18 protein-coding genes (1 of these 18 only partly in view) are annotated in these 22384 nt (G+C 65.5%); 10 read left to right on the plus strand and 8 right to left on the minus strand.

Features of this window, described 5'->3' with window-relative positions:
* The first annotated feature begins 156 nt into the window (after nt 1-156).
* On the plus strand, nt 157-1182 hold the full coding sequence (locus BJI69_RS10025) for a DUF2333 family protein (protein ID WP_046969506.1): 1026 nt from the start codon (nt 157-159) through the stop codon (nt 1180-1182).
* Between the two features lie 99 nt (nt 1183-1281).
* Here BJI69_RS10025 and ppa read toward each other — a convergent pair whose 3' ends face one another.
* The 6 genes from ppa to BJI69_RS10055 all read right to left on the minus strand — a co-directional run bounded on the left by ppa (nt 1282) and on the right by BJI69_RS10055 (nt 9445).
* Complete coding sequence (ppa, locus tag BJI69_RS10030) at nt 1282-1815, minus strand: inorganic diphosphatase (RefSeq protein ID WP_046969505.1); 534 nt, start codon at nt 1813-1815, stop codon at nt 1282-1284.
* 126 nt (nt 1816-1941) lie between these two features.
* Nucleotides 1942-4065, minus strand: coding sequence for a prolyl oligopeptidase family serine peptidase (locus BJI69_RS10035; RefSeq protein ID WP_046969504.1), 2124 nt, complete (start codon nt 4063-4065; stop codon nt 1942-1944).
* A 208-nt stretch (nt 4066-4273) separates the two neighbouring features.
* The gene (locus BJI69_RS10040; RefSeq protein WP_046969503.1) at nt 4274-6322 is read right to left on the minus strand and encodes a sodium-translocating pyrophosphatase; all 2049 of its coding nucleotides are present in this window, start codon (nt 6320-6322) and stop codon (nt 4274-4276) included.
* A gap of 827 nt (nt 6323-7149) precedes the next feature.
* Nucleotides 7150-7560, minus strand: coding sequence for an RcnB family protein (locus tag BJI69_RS10045; RefSeq protein ID WP_425476900.1), 411 nt, complete (start codon nt 7558-7560; stop codon nt 7150-7152).
* 21 nt (nt 7561-7581) lie between these two features.
* The gene (locus tag BJI69_RS10050) at nt 7582-8010 is read right to left on the minus strand and encodes an RcnB family protein (protein ID WP_046969525.1); all 429 of its coding nucleotides are present in this window, start codon (nt 8008-8010) and stop codon (nt 7582-7584) included.
* A gap of 148 nt (nt 8011-8158) precedes the next feature.
* On the minus strand, nt 8159-9445 hold the full coding sequence (locus tag BJI69_RS10055) for an amidohydrolase family protein (RefSeq protein ID WP_046969526.1): 1287 nt from the start codon (nt 9443-9445) through the stop codon (nt 8159-8161).
* A 217-nt stretch (nt 9446-9662) separates the two neighbouring features.
* Here BJI69_RS10055 and BJI69_RS10060 point away from each other — a divergent pair, with 217 nt between their 5' ends.
* Nucleotides 9663-10877: a putative DNA modification/repair radical SAM protein gene (locus tag BJI69_RS10060; RefSeq protein ID WP_046969527.1), complete on the plus strand. Its 1215-nt coding sequence runs from the start codon at nt 9663-9665 to the stop codon at nt 10875-10877.
* Complete coding sequence (locus tag BJI69_RS10065) at nt 10877-12295, plus strand: UdgX family uracil-DNA binding protein (protein WP_046969528.1); 1419 nt, start codon at nt 10877-10879, stop codon at nt 12293-12295. Before BJI69_RS10060 ends, BJI69_RS10065 begins: the two co-directional genes overlap by 1 nt.
* 171 nt (nt 12296-12466) lie before the next feature.
* On the opposite strand, the gene BJI69_RS10070 is transcribed toward BJI69_RS10065, so the two are convergent.
* Nucleotides 12467-13720: a 6-phosphofructokinase gene (locus BJI69_RS10070; RefSeq protein ID WP_046969529.1), complete on the minus strand. Its 1254-nt coding sequence runs from the start codon at nt 13718-13720 to the stop codon at nt 12467-12469.
* Between the two features lie 97 nt (nt 13721-13817).
* Between BJI69_RS10070 and BJI69_RS10075 the strand changes: the two genes are divergently transcribed.
* The 7 genes from BJI69_RS10075 to BJI69_RS10105 all read left to right on the plus strand — a co-directional run bounded on the left by BJI69_RS10075 (nt 13818) and on the right by BJI69_RS10105 (nt 21479).
* Nucleotides 13818-14744 carry a CPBP family intramembrane glutamic endopeptidase gene (locus tag BJI69_RS10075; protein ID WP_046969530.1) on the plus strand — a complete coding sequence of 309 codons (927 nt, stop codon included), beginning with the start codon at nt 13818-13820 and terminating at the stop codon, nt 14742-14744.
* Nucleotides 14745-14834: 90 nt separating this feature from the next.
* Nucleotides 14835-15419 (plus strand): adenylate kinase, encoded by a 585-nt coding sequence (locus BJI69_RS10080; protein WP_046969531.1) that lies wholly within the window; start codon nt 14835-14837, stop codon nt 15417-15419.
* A 67-nt stretch (nt 15420-15486) separates the two neighbouring features.
* Complete coding sequence (gene mpl, locus BJI69_RS10085; protein ID WP_046969532.1) at nt 15487-16845, plus strand: UDP-N-acetylmuramate:L-alanyl-gamma-D-glutamyl-meso-diaminopimelate ligase; 1359 nt, start codon at nt 15487-15489, stop codon at nt 16843-16845.
* Between the two features lie 10 nt (nt 16846-16855).
* On the plus strand, nt 16856-17458 hold the full coding sequence (locus BJI69_RS10090) for an LON peptidase substrate-binding domain-containing protein (protein ID WP_046969533.1): 603 nt from the start codon (nt 16856-16858) through the stop codon (nt 17456-17458).
* Nucleotides 17459-17469: 11 nt separating this feature from the next.
* Nucleotides 17470-18285: an SDR family oxidoreductase gene (locus BJI69_RS10095; protein ID WP_046969534.1), complete on the plus strand. Its 816-nt coding sequence runs from the start codon at nt 17470-17472 to the stop codon at nt 18283-18285.
* Nucleotides 18286-18497: 212 nt separating this feature from the next.
* Nucleotides 18498-19832: a sigma-54-dependent transcriptional regulator gene (locus BJI69_RS10100; RefSeq protein WP_046969535.1), complete on the plus strand. Its 1335-nt coding sequence runs from the start codon at nt 18498-18500 to the stop codon at nt 19830-19832.
* Between the two features lie 399 nt (nt 19833-20231).
* Nucleotides 20232-21479, plus strand: a complete 1248-nt coding sequence (locus BJI69_RS10105; protein WP_046969536.1) for an acetylornithine transaminase — start codon at nt 20232-20234, stop codon at nt 21477-21479.
* Between the two features lie 74 nt (nt 21480-21553).
* Here BJI69_RS10105 and hemL read toward each other — a convergent pair whose 3' ends face one another.
* A protein-coding gene (hemL, locus tag BJI69_RS10110; RefSeq protein ID WP_046969537.1) for a glutamate-1-semialdehyde 2,1-aminomutase crosses the window boundary here: on the minus strand, nt 21554-22384 show its 3' portion. The gene runs 462 nt beyond the window's last position; only the last 831 of its 1293 coding nucleotides appear in the window; the start codon falls outside the window, past its right edge; its stop codon occupies nt 21554-21556.

A 22384-nucleotide genomic window follows, 5' to 3' on the forward strand; every position in this document is an offset into this window, starting at 1 on the left:
GCCCGCTGCCGCGGGATCGCCGATGAATCGGCTCCTACACAGAGCTGTCGCGCCCTTTCACCTTGTGTAACCAGCCATACCGAGAATATTCGTAAAGGTAGACCCGGCAGAGGCGGGGTAAGCTAACCGCCCATGTTCCACCACCAAAGGACAGGCATGAACGCGACAGCCGCCCCCTCACCGTCGCCCTCCCGTCGCCGGCGCAACCCGATCAGCCTCACCGTGGCTATCGTCATCGCGCTGCTCATCGTCTGGGTGCTCTTCACCATGTGGTGGTGGGACAAGGAGCCCGAACAGTTCGATCCGGTCGCGGTGACCACCGCGCACATGAAGGAGATCGGCCGGCCGATGGCCACCGGTGCGGTGACCACGTACACGCTGATCGAGTCGGTCCAGACCCTGCTGGACAAGCATGGTGGCTACCTGAGCAACGACAAGCTGCCGCCTGGCGTGTTCATGGACAACATCCCCAATTGGGAATTCGGCTCGCTGGTGGCCTCGCGCGATCTCGCGCAGGCACTGCGCAACAGCTTCAGCCGTTCGCAGACACAGTCGACCGAAGACAAGGATCTGGGCGAGGCCGATCCGCTGCTCAACAGCCCGAACGATCGCTGGCTGCTGCCGAGTTCGGAATCGCAGTACGGCAAGGCGACGGACGACCTGGAGAAGTACCTCGTGCGCCTGAGCGACAGCGAGGACGCGAACGCGCATTTCTATGCGCGTGCCGACAACCTTGCCGATTACCTGCAGACCGTATCCGCCCGTCTGGGCTCGCTGTCGCAGCGTCTGTCCGCAAGCGTTGGCCAGCTCAAGGTGGATGCGGCGCCCAACGCCGACGTCGCCGGCAAGGCGGGCCAGTCCAAGGCGGTGTACGTGAAGACGCCCTGGAACAAGATCGACGACAACTTCTACGAAGCGCGCGGATACACCTGGGCTTTGCTCGAGCAGCTGAAGGCGATCCGCCACGATTTCGCCCCGATCCTGCGCAGCAAGAACGCCGACGCGAGCCTGCAGCAGGTGATCCGGGAACTGGAAGAGTCGCAGAAATCGCTGGGTAGCCCGGTCGTCCTCAACGGATCGCCGTTCGGCTTCTTCGCCAATCACTCACTGGTGATGGCGAACTACATCTCGCGTGCGAACGCCGCGATCATCGACCTGCGCACCCTGCTGGGCCGCGGCTGACCAAGGAAATGTAGGAGCCGATTCATCGGCGAAAAGCCAACGGAGCGGAGAAGCTGCGAGGCTAATCGCCGATAAATCGGCTCCTACAAAGAGCGGCTCTTAGTGGTCAGCCTTGTAACGACCCATGCCGGCAACGATCTCGGCCTTGGCCTCGTCCGCGCCCACCCAGCCGTCGATCTTGACCCACTTGCCCTTCTCGAGATCCTTGTAGTGCTCGAAGAAGTGGCCGATGCGCTCCAGCCAGTGACCCGAGACCTGGCCAATATCCTTGATGTGCGCGTAACCAGCGAACACCTTGTCCACCGGAACCACGACGAGCTTCTCGTCGGCGCCGGCTTCGTCGGTCATCTTCAGCATGCCGACCGGATGGCAACGGATCACCGACCCCGGGACCAGCGACAGCGGCAGGATCACCAGCGCGTCGAGCGGATCGCCGTCGCCGCCCAGGGTGCCCGGCACGTAGCCGTAGTTGCACGGGTAGCGCATCGGCGTCGACAGGATGCGATCGACGAAGATCGCGCCGCTTTCCTTGTCCACTTCGTACTTGACGGGCTCGGCATCCTTGGGGATTTCGATGATGACGTTGATTTCGTCCGGCACATTCTTGCCGGCGGGAACGAGGTGCAGGCCCATGGGATTCCTTGGTGATTCGAGGGGTCAAAGCGGCCGAATAGGATACCGCCCGGCCCCAGCCACGGCAAAGCGCCTTGTTTCAGCGGGCTTTTTTGTGGGAGCCGCTGAAGCGGCTCCCACATGACCTTATTTAAGGTGTTCCCAGAGGTAGGTATAGGCCAGGGCGCTCATGAACGCCGACTGCTTGTTGTCCGCCGCCGCACCGTGACCGCCTTCGAGGTTCTCGTAGAGGCTGGCGTCGAAGCCCATGGCCTGCATGCGCGCGGCCATCTTGCGGGCGTGCACCGGGCCGACGCGGTCGTCGCGCGTGGAGGTCGTGAACAGCACCGGCGGATATGTCGTGCCCTTGTGCAGGTTCTGGTACGGCGAGAAGGTCTGGATGTACTTCCATTCCTCCGGCTTGTCCGGGTCACCGTATTCGGCCATCCACGAGGCACCGGCAGACATGTGGGTGTAGCGCTTCATGTCGAGCAGGGCCACCTGGCTGACGACCGCACCGTAGAGCTGCGGGTACTGGGTCAGCATGTTGCCGGCGAGCAGACCGCCATTGCTGCCGCCCATCATGCCCATGTGCTTCGGGCTGGTGATCTTGCGGTCGATCAGGTCCTGCGAAACGGCGGCGAAGTCCTCGTAGGCACGCGGACGGTTCGCCTTGAGCGCCGCCTGGTGCCAGCGCGGACCGTATTCGCCACCGCCGCGGATATTGGCGATGACGTAGACGCCACCTTTTTCCAGCCAGGCACGGCCCGCACCCGCCGCATAAGCCGGTTCCAGCGAGATCTCGAAACCACCGTAGCCGTAGACCAGGGTCGGATTGTCGCCGTCGGTCTTCATCGCCTTCGGGGCGATCTCGAAATAGGGCACCTTGGTGCCGTCCTTCGAAGTGGCGAAGTGCTGGCTCACCGCGAACTTCGAAGCATCGAAGAACGCCGGCGCGTGCTTGATCGCCTCGCGCTCACCCTGGCCAAGCGTGCCGTAATACAGCGTGGTGGGCTGCAGGAAGCCCGACACGGTGAGGAAGTACTCGTCGGTGTCGTCGGGATCGATGCCGCCGGCCTGCATGTTACTCAGTGCAGGCGCACCGCTGAGTGTGTCTTCCTTCCAGGCACCGGTAGCGGCCGGCGTCAGCACCTTGATCTGGCTGACCACGTCGTGCGACACGGTCAGGATGAGGTGGTGGCGCGTCCACGAATGGCCGGCCAGCGAGGTGTGCTCATCCGGCGTGAACAGCACGGTGAATTCGCGCTTGCCCGCCATGAAGTCGTCGAACTTCGTCGCCACCAGCGAGCCCGACGGGAAGGTCTTTCCACCGACCGTCCATGCCGTGCGCGGCTCGACCAGCAGCCACTCGCGTTCGACGTCGGTTTCCGCATCGTTGGGCACATCGATCTTGGTCAGCTTGCCGTCCTTGCCACGCAGGAAGGTTTCCGAGTTGTAGAACTCCAGTGCACGCTGGACGAAATCGCGCTCGAAACCCGGCGTGCGATCGCGATAGGCCGAGATGGACATGTCGTTGTCCTTACCCTCGTAGACCGTCTTGGCGGAAGCGAGCGGCGTACCGCGCTTCCATTCCTTGACGATGCGCGGATAGCTCGACGTGGTCATCGAACCCGGACCGAAGTCGGTGGCCACATAGATGTGGTCGTCGTCGATCCAGGCCACCTGGCTCTTGGCTTCCGGCAGCGCGAAGCCGTCCTTGATGAAGGCCTTGGTCGACAGGTCGAACTCACGCACCACGTCCGCATCCGCGCCACCGCGCGACAGCGAGACCAGGCAGCGGCGATAGTCCGGCTTCAGGCACTGCGCGCCGTGCCAGACCCAGTTCTCCTTCTCCGAGGCGGCCAGCGCGTCCAGATCGATCACGGTGTCCCAGGCCGGCTTGTCCTTGCGGTACTCGGCCAGCGTGGTCCGGCGCCACAGCCCCTTGGGGTGCTGTTTGTCGCGCCAGAAGTTGTAGAAGTGGTCGCCAATCTTGGAAACCATCGGGATCTTCGCGTCGGAATCGAGCATCTCGAGGAGACGTGCGTCCAGCGTCTTGAAGTCCTGGCTCTCGGCGTACTTACTTACGGTCTCGGCGTTGCGCGCCTTGACCCAGTCGAGCGGCTTGGCACCGTCGATATCGTCCAGCCAGAGGTTTTCGTCATCGGCCCCGGCCTGGGCGGCGGGAGCGGCGGTATGCGGGGTGTCGTGGGCTTGGGTCATGCCACTGAAGGTAAGGGCGATGACGAGCGCAATCCAGCGTCGATGCATGGTTCGGGGTTCCGAGATTGAGCGGAACCCGGACCTTAGCTCACCTGCGGGGCCGTCCGGCCCATGACTTCCGGGCTACCTGGCCCTAGGCATGAACCGGCTCCCCCGCTGTGGTAGGAGCCGATTCATCGGCGATCCCCGCGGCAGCGGGCAACACTGCCGCGAGCACCCATTCGCCGATGAATCGGCTCCTACCCTGAGCAACTGGCTAGAGGAACGGAACCAGCAACAAGGCCACGATGTTGATGATCTTGATCAGCGGGTTCACCGCCGGCCCCGCCGTGTCCTTGTACGGATCACCCACGGTATCGCCGGTGACGGCGGCCTTGTGCGCATCCGAGCCCTTGCCGCCGAAGTTGCCGTCCTCGATGTACTTCTTGGCGTTGTCCCACGCACCGCCGCCCGTGGTCATCGAAATGGCCACGAACAGGCCGGTGACGATGGTGCCAATCAGCACGCCACCAAGCGCCTGCGCGCCCGCTTCCGCCCCGCCGAGCCACTTGAAGCCGAAGATCACCACGACCGGCACGAGCACCGGGAGCAGGGACGGCACCAGCATTTCGCGAATGGCCGAGCGGGTGAGCATGTCCACCGCGCGGGAGTAGTCCGGCTTGGTCGTGCCTTCCATGATCCCCGCGATCTCGCGGAACTGCCGGCGCACTTCTTCCACGACCGCACCCGCCGCGCGACCCACCGCTTCCATCGCCATGGCGGCAAACAGGAACGGGATCAATCCGCCGATCAGCAGGCCGATGATCACGTAGTGGTTGGACAGGTCGAAGCGGATTTCGGTACCGCCGAAGTGCTGGTTGAGGTTGTGCGTGTAATCGGCGAACAACACCAGCGCGGCGAGGCCGGCCGAGCCGATCGCATAACCCTTGGTCACGGCCTTGGTCGTATTGCCGACCGCATCGAGCGGATCGGTCACGCCACGCACCTCGGGCGGCAGATCCGCCATCTCGGCGATACCGCCGGCGTTGTCGGTGATCGGGCCATAAGCGTCCAGCGCCACGATCATGCCGGTCATGCTGAGCATGGCCGTCGCCGCGATGGCGATGCCGTACAGGCCGGCAAACTCGAACGCACCCCAGATGGCCGCACAGACGGCGAGCACCGGCAGGGCCGTGGATTTCATCGAGACACCGAGGCCGGCGATGATGTTCGTCGCGTGGCCCGTGGTCGACGATTGCGCCACGTGCCTGACCGGCGCGTATTCCGTCGCCGTGTAGTACTCGGTGATCACCACCATGGCGCCGGTGAGGACCAGGCCGATGATCGTGCAGCCATAGATGCGGCCGGCGCCATACGCCGAGTCCGCCATCATCGACTGGGTGATCGGCCAGAACGCGATCGCGGCGAGCAGGGCGGAGACGAAGACGCCGGCATACAGCGCATTCATGATCTTGCCGCCGCGGGTCTTCACGAAGAAGGTACCGATCACCGAGGCGATGATCGATGCGCCACCCAGCACCAGCGGGAACAGCACACCGGAGGGTCCGGTTTCGGTGGCCATCACGCCTCCGAGCAACATCGTGGCGATCAGGGTGACGGCATAGGTTTCGAACAGGTCGGCGGCCATGCCGGCGCAGTCACCGACGTTGTCGCCCACGTTGTCCGCGATCACCGCCGGATTGCGCGGGTCGTCCTCGGGAATCCCGGCTTCCACCTTGCCGACCAGATCCGCACCGACGTCCGCGCCCTTGGTGAAGATGCCACCACCCAGCCGGGCGAAGATCGAGATCAGCGACGAGCCGAAGGCCAGTCCGATGAGCGCATGCAGGGCGTGGGTGCGTTCGTAGCCCAGGTGCAGGAGCACGCCGTAGTAGCCGGCCACGCCGAGCAGGGCCAGGCCGACCACCAGCATGCCGGTGACCGCGCCGCCACGGAAAGCCACCGCGAGGGCAGAAGAAAGGCCGCTCCGGGCGGCCTCTGCGGTACGAACATTGGCACGAACCGACACGTTCATGCCGATGTAGCCGGTGGCCCCCGAGAGGAGCGCCCCCAGCGCGAAGCCGATGCCGGTTCCCCAGTCGAGGAAGACACCGATAAGGATCAGGAGGACGATGCCGACGACACCGATGGTGGCGTACTGGCGGTTGAGGTATGCGCGCGCGCCTTCCTGAATGGCTGCGGCGATCTCCTGCATGCGTTCGTTGCCGGGCGACTTGGCCATGACCCATCTGACCGAAAACGCGCCGTACAGAATCGCAACGACCGCACATGCCAGCGCGATCCATAAACCGTACTGTTGCAGCATCGAAGCCTCCCCGAATGGTGAGAGCCCGCCTGGGGGCTCGACCCGAGTATAGGCAGGGGAGGCGGCGGAAGCTGTTGTGCGCTGCGGGAGGGGGTGCGGTGCCTTGTTCGCGGGCTCGCCTTGCTGCCTCGCGGGGGCGGCTCGGCTTCGCCGTCGCCGTCGCTGCGTACACTTGGGCGTCTCGCGGGGAGACCTTGGTGCCCACCCTCGCTGCTCAGACAGGTCCTCCGCGCTCCGTAAAGGAAAGGCCGCTAACGCGGCCCGTGACTTATCTGGCCTACGGCCGCTGCACTTGTGCGGAACTCGCCTCGAGGGTGGACACCAAGGTCTCTCACGACGATACGGTCAGCGGGAAGGCGAGCCGTTGGCGTGGGTGTCGCCGCCCAAGGGGCCGTTACGGCAGTCGTGCTGTTACGTACATCTCGCTCAGTGAGCGGCTTCGTCGTCGTGGCGCGGCCCCACGGGACCGGCGCGCTGGGGCTGGCGGTTTGGCGATAGCGATGGCGCCGAGCCATCAGCCGAAGCGGCGTTGCTTCGTCGGCTCGACCCGCACGAACCTCAGGGATAGGAAGAGTCTTCGGTGTCCACCCTCGAGGCGAGTTCCGCACAAGTGCAGCGGCCGCAGGCCAAGTAAAACATGGGCCGCGCAGCGGCCTTTCCGGTACGGAACGCGGAGGACCTGTCTGAGCAGCGAGGGTGGACACCGAAGGCTCTGCGCCTCATCCACACACGCAAGTGGCAGCGCCATGCCTCCACGGTAAGCGATGAAGAACCACAAAAAAAGCCGGGCCCCCGCAACAGCGAAGGCCCGGCCCGATACCGCGGCGTTACTGCGAAATGATGTCCGCGATCACACCCGTAGCGACAGCAACAAGCAGGAAGTCGTTGTTGTCGGCGCGCTGCCAGCGATAGCCGCGTGGCGGTTCGCGCAGGTGGCGCTCGCGGTAGTCGTTCACCACGATGACGCGACCGTCGTAACGATGACCGCGCTCCCAATGGCCGCCCGGACCCGGATGCCAGTTGTTGGCGTGGTTGTCGCGATGGTCGTCGTAACGGCCGTCACGATGGTCGTCGCGGTGATCGTCACGGTGGCCGTCGCGACGGTCGTCCCGGTGATCGTCACCGTGGTCGTCGTGATACTGCTGGATGCCGGCCGGCGCGAACGGCGCCGGACTGAAAGCGAACGCCGGGGCGATGACGGCCGAGGCGGCGAGGGTCAAGGCGATCTTGCTAAGCAGTTTCATGCGGATGCTCCCGAATTAGCGTGTGGCAATGTCGAAGATGATGCCGGTCGCCACGGCGACGAGCAGGAAATCGTTGTTCTCGCGTACCCAGTGGTAGCCACGCGGCGGCGGGCGCAGGCGATAGCTGCCGTAGTCGTACACGACCGTGTTACGACCGTAGTAGCGATGGCCGCGCTCCCAGTGGCCGTAATAGCGCGGCGGGGGAGGCCCATAGTAGCCAGGACCATTGTGATAGCCGTGTCCGTAGTAACGCGGCGGCGGCGGGCGATGGCCATGCCAGCCGTTGTCGTGATGCCAGTCACGGCCGCCGTGACCGCGGTCATGGCCACGGTCGTAGCCGTGCCTGTCGCGGTCGTGGTCGCGGTCGTGATGGTCGTCGGCAAACGCCGCGGTCGTGGCGACCAGGGCAAGGGCGGCAAACGCGGTACGCAGCATCGTCTTCATCGCATCTCTCCAGGACGATCATCACGCCGCAAGTCGCTACGGCTGATCGACGACCCGAAGATAGGCAGAGTTTCCTGAATGCGAAGTCCTACGAATCGAAAGTTTCGCGAAAGCATTCACTGACGCGACAGCTAATGAACTCACGCGTTCAGGAAATCGACCCCGGACGGAACTCCAGAGTGAGTTCCTGCGCGCGTTCCGTAAGATTTAGCGAAGTGACCCGTTCAGGTGTGCGGGCGAGAATTTTTCCACTTCGAACCACCAGTAACCGGGTCGCCTTGAGCCGAATTGCCTCGTAGGCGTCGCCGGCCTGAAGCAGTACGAAATCGGCGCGATGGCCTGGCTCGATGCCGTAGCCGTCCAGGCCGAGGACACGCGCGGCATATGTGGTGACCGCTTCGAAGCACTGAGCCACCCCGGCGGACGAGGTCATCTGCGCCACATGCAGGCCCATGTGGGCGACTTCGAGCATGTCGCCCGAGCCCAGGCCATACCAGGGGTCCATCACGCAATCGTGGCCGAAGGCGACATTGACGCCGGCGGCCAACAGCTCGGGGATACGGGTCATCCCGCGACGCTTCGGATAGGTATCGTGCCGGCCCTGCAAGGTGATGTTGATCAGGGGGTTGGCGATCGCATGCACCCCCGCTTCGGCGATCAGCGGCAGCAGCTTGGACACGTAGTAGTTGTCCATGGAGTGCATGGAGGTGAGATGCGAACCGGTGACGCGACCCTGCAGGCCGCTGCGGATGGTCTCGGCGGCGAGCGTCTCGATATGCCGGGACAGGGGATCGTCGGATTCGTCGCAGTGCATGTCCACCCGCAGGCCGCGTTCGGCGGCGAGTTCGCATAGCCAGCGTATGGACGTGGCGCCGTCGGCCATCGTGCGTTCGAAGTGCGGGATGCCGCCGACCACCTCGACGCCCATGTCCAGGGCACGGATCATGTTGGCTTTCGCGGAGGACGAACGCAGCAGGCCATCCTGCGGAAAGGCCACCAGTTCCAGGTGCAGGTAAGGCGCGACGCGCCGTTTCACCTCGAGCAGGGCCTGCGTCGCGAGCAAGCGGTCATCGCAGATGTCGACATGGCTGCGGATGCTCAGCAGGCCCTGGGCCACGGCCATGTCGCAGTAGGCCATGGCACGGGCGACCAAGGCGTCGATGGTGAGGTCGGGCTTGAGCTCGCCCCACAGCGAGATCCCTTCGAGCAAGGTGCCGGAGGCATTGAGGCGGGGCAGGCCGAGCGACAGCGTCGCATCCATGTGGAAGTGGGCGTCGATGAAGGGCGGGGACACCAGCCGGCCCCGCGCGTCGATCTCTTCCGCACCCTTCGCTGGCAGCCCCGGCTGGATCGCCGCGAAACGTCCGTCCACGATGCCGATGTCGACGTCGCGGCGACCGTCGGGGAGGGTGGCGTGGCGGATGATCAGGTCCATGCGGAGTCCGTCTCTGGGAGCAAAATCCGATCATACCGGGCTGTGTGGGAGCCGATTCATCGGCGATCCCGCGGCAGCGGGCCAGGTTGCCTTGGACAATCGGGGTTCCCGCATCGCCGCTTTGTTGGCTTTTCGCCGATGAATCGGCTCCCACATTGCCTATGTGATCCGCGTTTTCACGCGGATCGCGCGGTCATTTGGCACCATGGCATTCCCCATGAAAATCTCCGACAAACTCGCCATCCTGGCCGATGCGGCCAAGTACGACGCGTCCTGCTCGTCCAGTGGCGGCAAGGGCCGCAACTCGCTGCGTTCTGGCGGTATCGGCTCGACCGAAGGCATGGGGATTTGCCACGCGTACGCGCCGGACGGGCGCTGCATCTCCCTGCTGAAGATCCTGCTGACGAACTTCTGCGTCTACGACTGCGTGTACTGCGTGAACCGGCGCAGCAGCAACGTACAACGCGCACGTTTCACGCCTGAAGAGGTGGTGGAGCTGACGATGGAGTTCTACCGCCGCAACTACATCGAAGGCCTGTTCCTCTCGTCGGGCATCATCCAGTCGCCCGACTACACGATGGAGCAGCTGGTCCGGGTTGCGCGCAGTCTTCGCACCGAGCACAAGTTCGGCGGCTATATCCATCTCAAGACGATTCCCGATGCCTCACCCGAGCTGATCGATGCCGCCGGACGCTGGGCCGATCGTCTCAGCATCAATGTGGAGATGCCCACGGCCGAAGGCCTGAAGTCGCTTGCCCCGGAAAAGGACCTCGGTGACATCCGCAGTGCGATGGGGCGCCTGCGTCTGTCGATCGACGAAGCCAAGGCCGAGAAGAAGGCACCGAAGTTCGCCCCCGCCGGACAGAGCACACAGATGATCGTCGGAGCCGATGCGGCAACGGATCGCGACGTCCTCACGGCCAGCACCAACCTCTATACGAATTACCACCTGCGCCGCGTCTACTACTCGGCGTTCAGCCCGATTCCCGATGCATCGAAGATCCTGCCGCTGAAGCCGCCGCCGCTCGTGCGCGAGCATCGGCTCTACCAGGCGGACTGGCTGATGCGTTTCTACGGCTTCCGCGCAGAGGAAATCGCACCGCCCGGCGATAGCGGCATGCTCTCGCTCGAGGTCGATCCAAAGCTGGCCTGGGCGCTGCGTCATCGTGAGAGCTTTCCGGTGGACGTCAACCGGGCGTCGCGTGACATGTTGCTCCGGGTACCTGGCCTCGGCGTCAAGACCGTGGACCGGATGATCGCGATGCGGGCCCATCAGCGCATCCGCTACGCCGACCTGATTCGCTTGCGTGTGCCGGTGAAGAAGGTCGCTCCCTTTGTCGAAACCGTGGATCATCGCCCTCGCGGCGACCGCGAGAGCGCGGCCTTGCAACGCGACCTGCGTGAGCCGGCGCAGCCCGATCTCTTCGGCTGATGCTCGGCGTCCGGCTCGACGATGCATCGGACGCGGACGAGTGGCGCGCGAAAGCGCGTGCGCTGCTGCTGGCGGAGGTGGATCCGGCCGAGGTCGAATGGACAACCGGCGCCGAGGGCGGACTGTTCGGAAGCGACGATGCCCTGCCGCCGCCGCGCCACACACAGGCGCCTGCCGTTCCGCGCGATTTCCTCTCCCTCGTCAACACCGTGCTGGCGCATTCGGATCCGCGTCGCCATGCCACGCTCTACCGCATGCTCTGGCGCCTCGCCCACGGTGAACGCAACCTGCTGGCAATCGCCACGGACGATGACGTGGCCTGGGCGCATACCTGCGTCAAGCAGGTCAATCGCGACATGCATAAGATGAAGGCCTTCGTGCGCTTTCGTGAGCTGCCGGTGGACGATGGTACGGTCTACGTAGCGTGGTTCGAACCGGACCACGACATCGTCACCCGCGTGGCACCGTTCTTCGTCCGTCGATTCACGGGTATGCGCTGGTCCTTGCTGACGCCCTCACGCAGCGCCCACTGGGACGGTACGACGCTTTCGTTCGGGCCGGGTGCACAGCGCGCCGACGCACCGTCGGGCGACGCGCTCGAAGATCTCTGGCGCACTTACTACGCGAACATCTTCAATCCGGCCCGCCTGAAGGTGGACGCGATGCGTCGCGAGATGCCGGTGAAGTACTGGAAGAACCTGCCCGAAGCGCAGCTCATTCCGGGACTGGTGCGCGACGCCTTGCCGAGGATGCAGGCCATGGTCGAGAAACAGCCGACGATTCCGCGGAAGAAGATCACACCGTTGCAAAAGGCTGTCGCCGAGGCACCCGAAGGCAGTCTGGCGGCGCTTCGCCAACAGGCGAAGGACTGTCGTCGCTGCGACTTGTGGAAGCCGGCTACGCAGACGGTTTTTGGCATGGGACCCAGCGATGCCCGCATCGTCGTCATCGGCGAGCAGCCGGGTGACCAGGAAGACCTTGCCGGTAAACCCTTCATCGGCCCGGCAGGCAAGCTGTTCGACCGCGCACTGGAGGAGGCGGGCGTCGATCGCGCTGCCCTCTACATCACCAACGCCGTGAAACACTTCAAGTTCGAGCCGCGCGGCAAGCGTCGCCTGCACAAGCGCGCCAATGCCGAGGAGCAGGCGGCATGCCGGCCCTGGCTTGCCGCCGAGATCGACCGCATCCGCCCCGACGCGATCGTTTGCCTCGGGGCGATGGCGGCGCAGGCAGTGTTCGGCGCGTCGTTTCGTCTGATGGCGCAGCGCGGGCAGTGGATCGACCTGCCCGATGGCGCTCGCGCGATGGCGACCGTGCATCCGTCGTACCTGCTGCGCCTGCCCGATGAACAGGCTCGCGAGACGGGCTACGCGGACTTCGTCCGCGACCTGACCCTTATGCGCACCTTGCTCAGGTAGGAGCCGATTCGTCGGCGAGCTCTCTGTGGGAGCCGCTTCAGCGGCGATCGGGTGCTCGCGGCAGACTGGCTCTCTGTGGGAGCCGATTCATCGGCGAACTCGCGGCAGCGAGCCAGTCTGCTGCGAGCACCCGATCGCCGATAAATCGGCTCCTACAACAACAGCGCGGCGCTAGATCTTGAACTTCTTCAGCTTCTTCGGCACCGAGGCGTTCTTCAGCGTCACGTAAATCGGCAAGCCGTCGGGACCGTACGGCGGCGGTGCTTCGCCCTGGATGAGCGGTGCGAGGTAACGACGCGCCGCGGCAGTGATGCCGAATCCATCCTTCGAGATGAAATTCTTCGGCATCTTCTTCTCGTGGTTGGCGATCTTGTCCAGCGGCGCCGCTTCGATCTTCCACTTGTAAGGCTCGTCCGAGGTGCGCACGATCACCGGCATCACCGCATTGAGGCCTTCGGCCGCGTATTCGACGGCCTTCTTGCCCACGGCATAGGCCTGGTCGAGATCCGTCTTCGAAGCAATGTGACGCGCGGAGCGCTGCAGGTAGTCGGGCAGGGCCCAGTGATACTTGTAGCCGAGCTTCTCGCGCACCAGGGCGGCGAGCACCGGTGCGGCACCGCCGAGCTGCGCGTGACCGAAGGCGTCACGGGCGCCGGACTCGGCGAGGAAGGTGCCGTTGCTGTCCTTCACCCCCTCGGAGACGACCACCGTGCAGTAGCCCACCTTCTCCACGGTGGCCTTGACCTTGGCGAGGAAGGTCTCCGGATTGAACACGTTCTCCGGAAACAGGATGACGTGCGGCGCGTCGCCGGGCGCGGAGCCGGCGAGGCCGGCCGCAGCGGCGATCCAGCCCGCGTGGCGGCCCATCACCTCGATGATGAAGACCTTGGTCGAGGTGTCCATCATGGAGACGACGTCCAGGCTGGCCTCGCGCACCGAGATGGCCGTGTACTTCGCCACGGAGCCGAAGCCGGGGCAGGTGTCGGTGACGACGAGGTCGTTGTCGATCGTCTTCGGTACACCGATGCAGTTGACCTCGTAGCCCAGCGCCTGGCCGATCTTCGAGACTTTGTTCGCCGTATCGGCCGAGTCGTTGCCACCGTTGTAGAGGAAGGTACGGATGTCGTGCGCCTTGAACACTTCGATAAGGCGCTCGTACTCCGCGCGATTTTCTTCCAGCGACTTGAGCTTGTAACGGCAGGAGCCGAAGGCGCCGCCGGGCGTGTGCTTGAGCGCGGCGATATTCGCCTTGGCTTCCTTGGAGGTATCGATCAGCTCCTCGCGAAGCGCGCCAAGGATGCCGTTGCGCGCGGCATAAACGACGATGCCCTTGTCGCGCGCGGTTTCGATCACTCCCGCGGCGGACGCGTTGATGACGGCGGATACGCCACCCGACTGGGCGTAGAGAATTTTGCCGGCGGCCATACGCACTTCCTCGTCACCATGGGAGTGCCGAGCGTAGCGCGTGCGGGAGGCGGATGACACGCTAGACTCAGGGTTGAGTCAGGGGGAGGGGATCGCCATGCGTTTACCGAATACGTTGTACGCCCCGCCGGCCGGCGCCACGCGCCGGCAGCTTGGCCTGCTTTACAGTGCCGGCGCGCGCATCGGCCTGTTCGCGATCCTCACCATTGTGCTGACCATCGCCATGAGCGCGCTGCACGCCATCGGGCCGTTCGGCAAGGACAGCGGTGCCCTCGCCCACGGGATCGGCGAAATGCTGATCCGGGCGGTGCCGGCGATCATCGCCTACCTCGTTCTGGTTCGCTGGATCGAGCGCCGGCCGCTCATCGAATTCTCCCCGGTGACGTGGCCGGCAGGCCTGGGCTGGCTGTTCGGCGGCGCGGCTCTCATGGCCGTGGTGGTCGGCACCCTCTGGCTCTGCCATGCCTACGTGGTGCTGGGGCCGGACAGCGGCGCCGACTGGCCCGGTATCGTCCTGGGCGCTGGCGTCGGCGCCGCCATCGGTGAGGAGCTGATTTCCCGCGGCGTCCTGTTCCGGGCGTGCGAGGAAGCCCTCGGCACCGGCTGGGCACTGGTGATCTCGTCGCTGTTCTTCGGCTTTGCCCACTTCTTCAACCCGCATGCCACGGTCGGCACCAGCCTGGCCATCGCCCTGGAAGCGGGGGTGATGCTCGGCCTGCTCTATGTGGCGACCCGCTCTCTGCTCGCCTGCATGGGCCTGCACGCGGCCTGGAACATCACCCAGTCGCTCGTTTTCGGCGTGCCGACCTCGGGGGCCCGGATGCACGGCCTGGTCGCCTCGCGCCTGACCGGCCCGGACTGGCTGTCCGGCGGTGAGTTCGGCGCGGAGGCATCGATCGTCGCCCTGGTCGCCTGCAGCCTGGTGTCGCTGGGCCTGTTCCTGGTGGCCCGCCAGCGCGGCAGGCTGGTCGCTCCGCGCTGGAAGCGGGCCATCGCCTACACCGGACCCGTGTCGGCCGTTTGACGCGAGCGAGGCCCTGCCGTTACCTTGAGACCCATTTTCTTGTGTCCGGCGGTGGGTTTATCCCCAGTCGCCCGACGTAACGGAGCATCAATGCGACTCGTGCTATTCGGCGCCCCCGGTTCCGGGAAGGGTACCCAGGCCACCCGCCTCAAGGAGCGCCTCGGCGTCCCCCACATCTCCACCGGCGACCTGCTTCGCGCGGAGATCAAGGAAGGGACCGAGCTGGGTCTGAAGGCCAAAGGCCTGATGGACCAGGGCATCCTGCTTTCGGACGACATCATGCTCGGCATCATCGAGCACCGCCTCAGCCAGGCGGATGCCCGGCCGGGCTTCATTCTCGACGGCTATCCGCGCAACCTGGCCCAGGCCGCGGCGCTGGATGACGTGCTCGCCCGTATCGGCCAGCCGCTCGATGTCGTGGTCAAGCTCGATGTGCCCGACCAGGCCATCGTGGGCCGCTGCGAAGTGCGTTTCGAGAAGGAAGGCCGCCCGGATGACAATCCGGACACGGTGAAGAAGCGTCTGGGCATCTATGCCGAACAGACCGCGCCGGTGGCCAGCTTCTACGAGCAGCGCGGCAAGCTGCAGGTCGTCGACGGCGTCGGCGAGCTCGACGACGTCACCCAGCGCGTCCTCGACGTGCTGCCCGGCGGCGTCCAGGCTGCCAGCGCCTGATCCGCACGGCCCGCTCCGGCGGGCCGTTCCGCGGTGCCCCAGGCATCGCGCTCCGATGAGTCGACTCATGCGCGTGCATATCCTTGGTATCTGCGGCACCTTCATGGGCGGCGTCGCCGCGCTCGCGCGCGAACTCGGCCTGACCGTCGAAGGCTCGGACGCCAACGTCTACCCGCCGATGAGCGATCAGCTCGAGGCCCTCGGCATCGGCCTGATGCAGGGCTACAAGGCGGAATACCTCCAGCCCGCTCCCGACCTGGTCGTGGTCGGCAATGCCATGGTTCGCGGCAATCCGGCCGTCGAGTACATGCTCGACGAAGGCCTGCGTTACATCTCGGGTCCGCAGTGGCTGGGTGAGACCCTGCTCGGCGGCCGCGAGGTGCTGGCCGTGGCCGGTACGCATGGCAAGACGACGACCACCAGCCTGCTTGCCCACCTGCTCGAATCGGCCGGCCTCTCGCCGGGTTTCCTGATCGGCGGCGTGCCCGGCAACTTCGACGTCTCGGCGCGCCGGGGTGAAGGCAAGCCCTTCGTGATCGAAGCCGACGAGTACGACTCGGCCTTCTTCGACAAACGGTCGAAGTTCGTCCACTACCGTCCGCGCATCGCCATCCTCAACAATCTCGAGTACGACCACGCGGATATCTTTCCGGACGTGGCCGCCATCCAGCGCCAGTTTCACCACCTTGTCCGCACGGTCCCGGGTAACGGCCGGCTCATCGTCAATGCGGAAGACGCTTACCTCGCCGAGGTGCTGGCAATGGGTGCGTGGACGCCGGTCGAGACGTTCGGTATCGAGAAGGGCGACTGGCGCGCCGAGCTGATCGCCGCCGACGGTTCGCACTTCCGTGTGCGTCATGGCGACAGCGTGCTCGGCGAGATTCGCTGGAATTCGTTGGGCCGGCATAACGTCATGAATGCACTGGCCGCCCTCGCGGCGGCGACCGCCGCGGGCGCCGATCCGGTGGCGCTGCTTCCGGCCTTCGCCAGCTTCGCCAGCGTCCGCCGTCGCATGGAAACGATCGGCGAAGCACGGGGCGTTACCATCTATGACGACTTCGCTCACCACCCCACGGCGATCGCGACGACGCTGGCGGGGCTACGCGCGAAGGTCGGCGATGCGCGCATCGTCGTCGCGCTCGAACCGCGTTCGAACTCCATGCGGCTGGGCGCGCACGCCGAGGCCCTGGCACCGTCGCTCGCCGATGCCGATCGCGTGGTCTTCCTCCATCGCCCCGAGCTTGCCTGGGACGCGGCGCGCGTCACCGCCGCCCTCGCGGGTCGTGGCACGGCGGTGCCTACCGTGGATGCGCTGGTGAGGACGCTGGCTGCGGACGCGCGCGAAGGCGACCATGTCGTCTTCATGTCCAACGGCGGTTTCGAGGCCGCGCCGCGGCGCTTCTTTACCGCGCTCGACGCAGGTTAGACTGACGGGCATGGCAGCCACCACGCCCGGTCAAGACTACCCGCTGTTTCCCCTGTCGAACGTCCTCTTTCCGGGCGGTCAACTGCAGCTGCGCATTTTCGAGCCGCGCTACATCGACCTGGTCCGCGAATGCGCGCGCACGGGCCGGCCCTTTGGTGTCTGCATGATCCTCGATGGCCACGAAGCCGGCCAGCCGGCGGTGCCCGCCGCGGTGGGTACGCTGGCCACGATCACCGATTTCCACACCAGTGAGGACGGCTTGCTCGGTATCGTCGCCGAAGGTGGCCTGCGCTTTCGCGTCACGCGTACCCGCATCCGTTCGGATGGCCAGGTACGTGGCGACATCGCCACCTGGCGTGCCGAAGAGATAACCCCACTTCCGCCCGAATTCGGCCTGCTCGCAACGATTCTCGAACGCCTCGTCGACCAGATGCAGCCGCCGTGGCGACACGACGTGATCACCCGCTCGGACGATGCCAGCTGGGTGGGCTTTCGCCTTTCCGAATTGTTGCCGCTGGATCCGAACGAGTGCCAGCACATGCTCGAACTCGACGATCCGCTCGAGCGGCTCGCCGAACTGCGTGACATTCTTCCGCGCTTCCAGCGCCCGTAAAAGGACTTGTCTTGACTTCACTCGCGGGGAAAACCCTCTTCATCACCGGCGCCTCGCGTGGCATCGGACTGGCTATCGCGCTGCGCGCTGCACGCGACGGTGCGAACATCGTCATCGCGGCGAAGAGCAGTGTGGCCAACCCCAAGCTGCCGGGGACCATTTACACGGCCGCTGCCGAGATCGAAGCGGCAGGTGGCCAGGCGTTGCCGTTGAAGGTGGATATCCGCGAAGAGTCCGAAGTGCGCATGGCCGCGGCGACAGCTGCCGAACACTTCGGCGGTATCGACATCCTGGTGAACAACGCCAGCGCCATCTGGCTGGCCGGTGTGGAAAACACGCCGATGAAGCGTTTCGACCTCATGCAGCAGGTGAATACGCGCGGCACCTTCCTGACCACGCAGGCCTGCCTGCCGTATCTGAAGGACGCGAAGAACCCGCAGGTGCTGATGCTTTCGCCGCCGCCGACCCTCGATCCGGTCTGGTACGCCCCACATGTCGCGTACACCATTGCCAAGTTTGGTATGAGCCTGTGCGTGCTCGGCATGGCGCCGGAGTTCGCACCGCTGGGCATCGCGGTGAACGCACTGTGGCCGAAAACCGTGATCGGCACGGCAGCCATCGCGATGATCGATGGCGTTCGTGCCGAACATTGCCGCACGCCGGACATCGTTGCGGATGCGGCCCACGCGATCCTCACGCGTCCCTCACGCGAATCGACCGGACGCTTCTACATCGACGAAGACGTGCTGCGCGAAGAAGGCGTCACCGATTTCGATCGCTACGCTGTCGCGCCGGGCCACCCGCTACTCCCGGATCTGTTTCTGTAGCTAGCGCGTCGATACACCCGTATGGCTCTGGAGGCTAGCCCGTTTGGTGTATGGCCGCATTCGGCATGCCGGTATAACTTCGATCCCCGTCGCAGTCGTCTGACACACGCGCGACGATGTGGGGCTTGCCGGCCTGCAGGGGTGCCGGCGGCGGGTCCAGGATTGAATCCGCGAAGCCGGCTAGCAGGCCACGTAACGGGTGAGGAGCAGGCATGTCGCGCGGGGAAATGTCGGGGCGTTGTGTCGTCTGGGTTGGCAGGCCGAGCGTTGAAGAACACTTCGGGCTGCTCCGGGCGGGCTGGCGCACCCTGGTTGCCGATCCGGCCAGCCAGAACGAAGCGCTACCCGAATGCGGAGACGCGGCTATCGCCGTGGTCGACCTCCGGGCCAGTGCGCTGGCGGCGGTTCGCATCCTCCACGCGCTGCGCGAAAACTATCCGGGCATCGCCTGGATCGGCCTGACGGGATCGCGCACCCCGGCCCACGAACCCCTGGTCCGCCAGGCTTTACCCCAGGCCCTCGAAATCATCGACGGAGCGTCGTCGTTCACCGCCCTGCGCCAGGCGCTGCAGCGTGCGCCCGGCGATGCGCCCGCACCGATCGAGAACCGCCCGAGCATCCTGACCGGTGACAGCCCGGCCATCCGCATGCTCTCTCAGAATATTCGCAAGTTCGCGCCAGTCGAGCTGCCCCTGCTCATCACCGGTGAAACCGGTACGGGCAAGGAGATGGCGGCCCGGGCACTGCACCAGCTGTCGCCGCGCCATGAACAGCCGTTCGCGGCGATCAATTGCGGGGCACTGCCGGCCAACCTCGTCCAGTCCGAACTGTTCGGCCACGAGCGGGGCTCGTTCACCGGTGCCACCGCACGGCGTATCGGTCACTTCGAGTCCGCCGATGGCGGCACGGTGTTCCTCGACGAGATCGGCGACCTGCCGCTGGACGCCCAGACCAACCTGCTGCGCGTGCTGCAGGAAGGCACGATCGAGCGAATCGGCAGCTGCCAGTCCATCAAGGTGGACGTCCGTGTACTGGCGGCCACTCATGTGGATCTCGAAAAAGCCGTCTCCCAGGGCCGGTTCCGCGAGGACCTGTTCTATCGACTCAACGTGCTCCGCCTGCGCATGCCGCCCTTGCGAGAACGCAACGGCGATATCGAGCTGCTCGCCCAGTATTTCCTCGATGCTTTCCGCGAAAGTTACGGCACGCGTGCACGGGCCTTCAGCACGACCGCCCGCAAGGCGATGAACGCCTTCGCGTGGCCGGGCAACGTGCGCGAGCTGATGAATCGCGTGCAGCGCGCAGCCGTGATCGCCGACGACGCCTTGATCACGCCGGAAGATCTCGAGCTGAGTGCCGACCTCCCTGGCACGGACCGGGACAGCCTGGGCAGCGCGCGTACCTCCGCCGAACGCGAAGCGATCGTCGATTGCCTGCGCGCAAGTGCGTTCAACATCAGCGAGTGCGCGCGACGCCTGCGCGTATCCCGCGTGACCGTTTACCGCCTTTGCAAAAAGCACCAACTCGCGCTCGATCAGCTCCGCTGACCGGGCTCGGCCCGTCCTGATGGGGAGTGAAGAAAACTCCCGGCCCTCTGGGGGACCGGGAGTTCCCATTCGTCGTCCGGCTTGGCAGGGTCGTCGGGCGAGCGAACATCGCGGGCTTCACAGGGCCTTGCCCACTACGGCAGCAAGCGCCGTGCCACGAAGGCCTTGCTTTGATTCGCAAGGACTTTCCGGCAAGGTCGCCGAAACGGGGCGTTCAGGCGGTGTAGCGAGGTGTAACAAGTCGTTGCACCTGCGCTACACGATGCGCGTTGTCGGCAGGGGCCGCGCCTTATACGATGAGGTGGTTTCGGATCGATGTCGGACCGCAGAGCGTACCGTGCGATTCCATCCGTTCCTGTAGGGGTGTCGGCGCTGCGGCCGCTGCCCGGAGTCGTACCCATGTCGTCGCACCCTGTCGAACCCTCCGATCTCGTTGGCCTGGGCAAGCGTTACTGGCTGCCCGTGTACCGCCCGCGCGATGTCATCCTCGATCACGGGAAAGGCTCCCGCGTCTGGGATACGGAAGGCCGCGATTACATCGATTTTGGCGCCGGCATCGCCGTGAACGCCCTGGGCCACCAGGATCCGGATCTGGTCGCCGCCCTGGTCGGCCAGGCCCACAAGCTCTGGCACGCCAGCAACGTCTTCTACTCCGAGCCGCCGCTGCACCTGGCCCAGGAGCTGGTCGAGCACGCGCCGTTCGCCGAGCGGGTCTTTCTCTGCAACTCCGGCACCGAGGCCAACGAGGCCGCGATCAAGCTGGTGCGCAAGTGGGCTGCCTCGCTGGGGCGTCCGCCCGAGAAGCGCGTCATCGTGACCTTCAAGGGCTCGTTCCACGGCCGCACCCTCGCCGCGGTGACCGCAACGGCCCAGCCGAAATACCAGGAAGGCTACGAGCCACTCCCGGGTGGCTTCCGTTACGTGCCCTTCAACGACCCCGCTGCGCTGGAAGAGGCCATGGCCCATGGCGACGTCGCCGCCGTGATGCTCGAGCCGGTCCAGGGCGAGGGCGGTGTCATGCCGGCGGAGCCGGGTTTCCTGAAGAAGGTGCGCGAGCTGTGCGACGCGCACGAGGCCCTCATGGTGCTCGACGAGATCCAGTGCGGCATGGGCCGCACCGGAACGCTGTTCGCCCACACCCACGACCACGTCACGCCCGACATCGTCACCCTGGCCAAGGCCCTCGGTGCCGGCTTCCCGATCGGCGCCATGCTGGTCGGCCCCAAGGTCGCCGAGGTGATGCAGTTCGGCGCCCATGGCACGACGTTCGGCGGCAATCCCATGGCGGCGGCGGTCGCGCGCGTCGCCCTGGCCAAGATCGCTTCGCCGGCGGTCATGCTCAACGTGGAACGCCAGGCCAACGACCTGCGTGCCGGTCTGAACAAGCTCAATCACGAATTCCACCTGTTCTCGGAAATCCGTGGCCGCGGCCTGATGATCGGCGCCGTGCTCGATGCGAGGTACGCCGGCCGCGCGGGCGAAATCCTCGACCTCGCCGCGGCGCATGGCCTGCTGATCCTGCAGGCCGGCCCGGACGTGTTGCGCATCGTGCCGCCGCTGACCATCACCGACGAGGAAACCGCCGAAGGCCTCGAGCGCCTCCATGCCTCACTGGCCGCCTTCGTCCAGGAAGCGCAGGTCGCCTGATAGGGCACGGTGTGGGAGCCGGCTCCGAGTGAAAGCCGGCTCTCTGTGAAAGCCGGCTCTCTGTGGGAGCCGCTTCAGCGGCGATTCGCCTGAAGCGAGGCGAAAACCTCACCCGCCGTGGCGATCGTCGCGGCGATCACCGCGTCATCGTGCGCGCTGGAGACGAAGCCCGCTTCGAACGCCGACGGCGCCAGGTACACGCCGCGCTCCAGCATGCCGTGGAAGAAGCGGTTGAATGCCGCGACATCCCCCGTGGTCGCCTGGGTGTAGCTCTCCACCGTTTCGTCGGTGAAGAACAGGCCGAACATCGCGCCGACGCGGTTCACGCTAAAAGGCACGCCGGCCTTCTTCGCCTCCGCGAGGATGCCGTCGGTGAGGCGGACGGTGCGGGCCGTCAGGTCATCGTAGAAGCCGGGTGCCTGGATCAGCTGGAGCATGGCCAGGCCCGCGGCCATCGCCACCGGGTTACCCGACAGCGTCCCCGCCTGGTAGATCGGGCCCGACGGTGCGATCTGTTCCATCAGATCCTGGCGGCCGCCATAGGCACCCACCGGCATACCGCCGCCGATGATCTTGCCGAAGCAGGTCAGGTCGGGCGTGATGCCGTAATAGGCCTGCGCCCCACCGAGTGCGACGCGAAAACCCGTCATGACCTCGTCGAAGATGAGGAGCACGCCATGTTCGGTACACAGCTCGCGCAGCGCCTGCAGGTAGCCGTCCTTCGGCGGAATGCAGTTCATGTTGCCGGCGACCGGCTCGATGATCAGGCCGGCGAGTTCCTTGCCTTCCTGGGCGAAAAGGAGCTTCGCAGCGTCGATGTCGTTGTAGGGCAGGGTGAGAGTGAGGTCGGCCGAGGCCTTGGGTACCCCGGGTGACGTCGGCACTCCGAACGTGAGCGCGCCCGA

The organism is Luteibacter rhizovicinus DSM 16549 (genome assembly GCF_001887595.1).
Lineage (GTDB): Bacteria > Pseudomonadota > Gammaproteobacteria > Xanthomonadales > Rhodanobacteraceae > Luteibacter > Luteibacter rhizovicinus.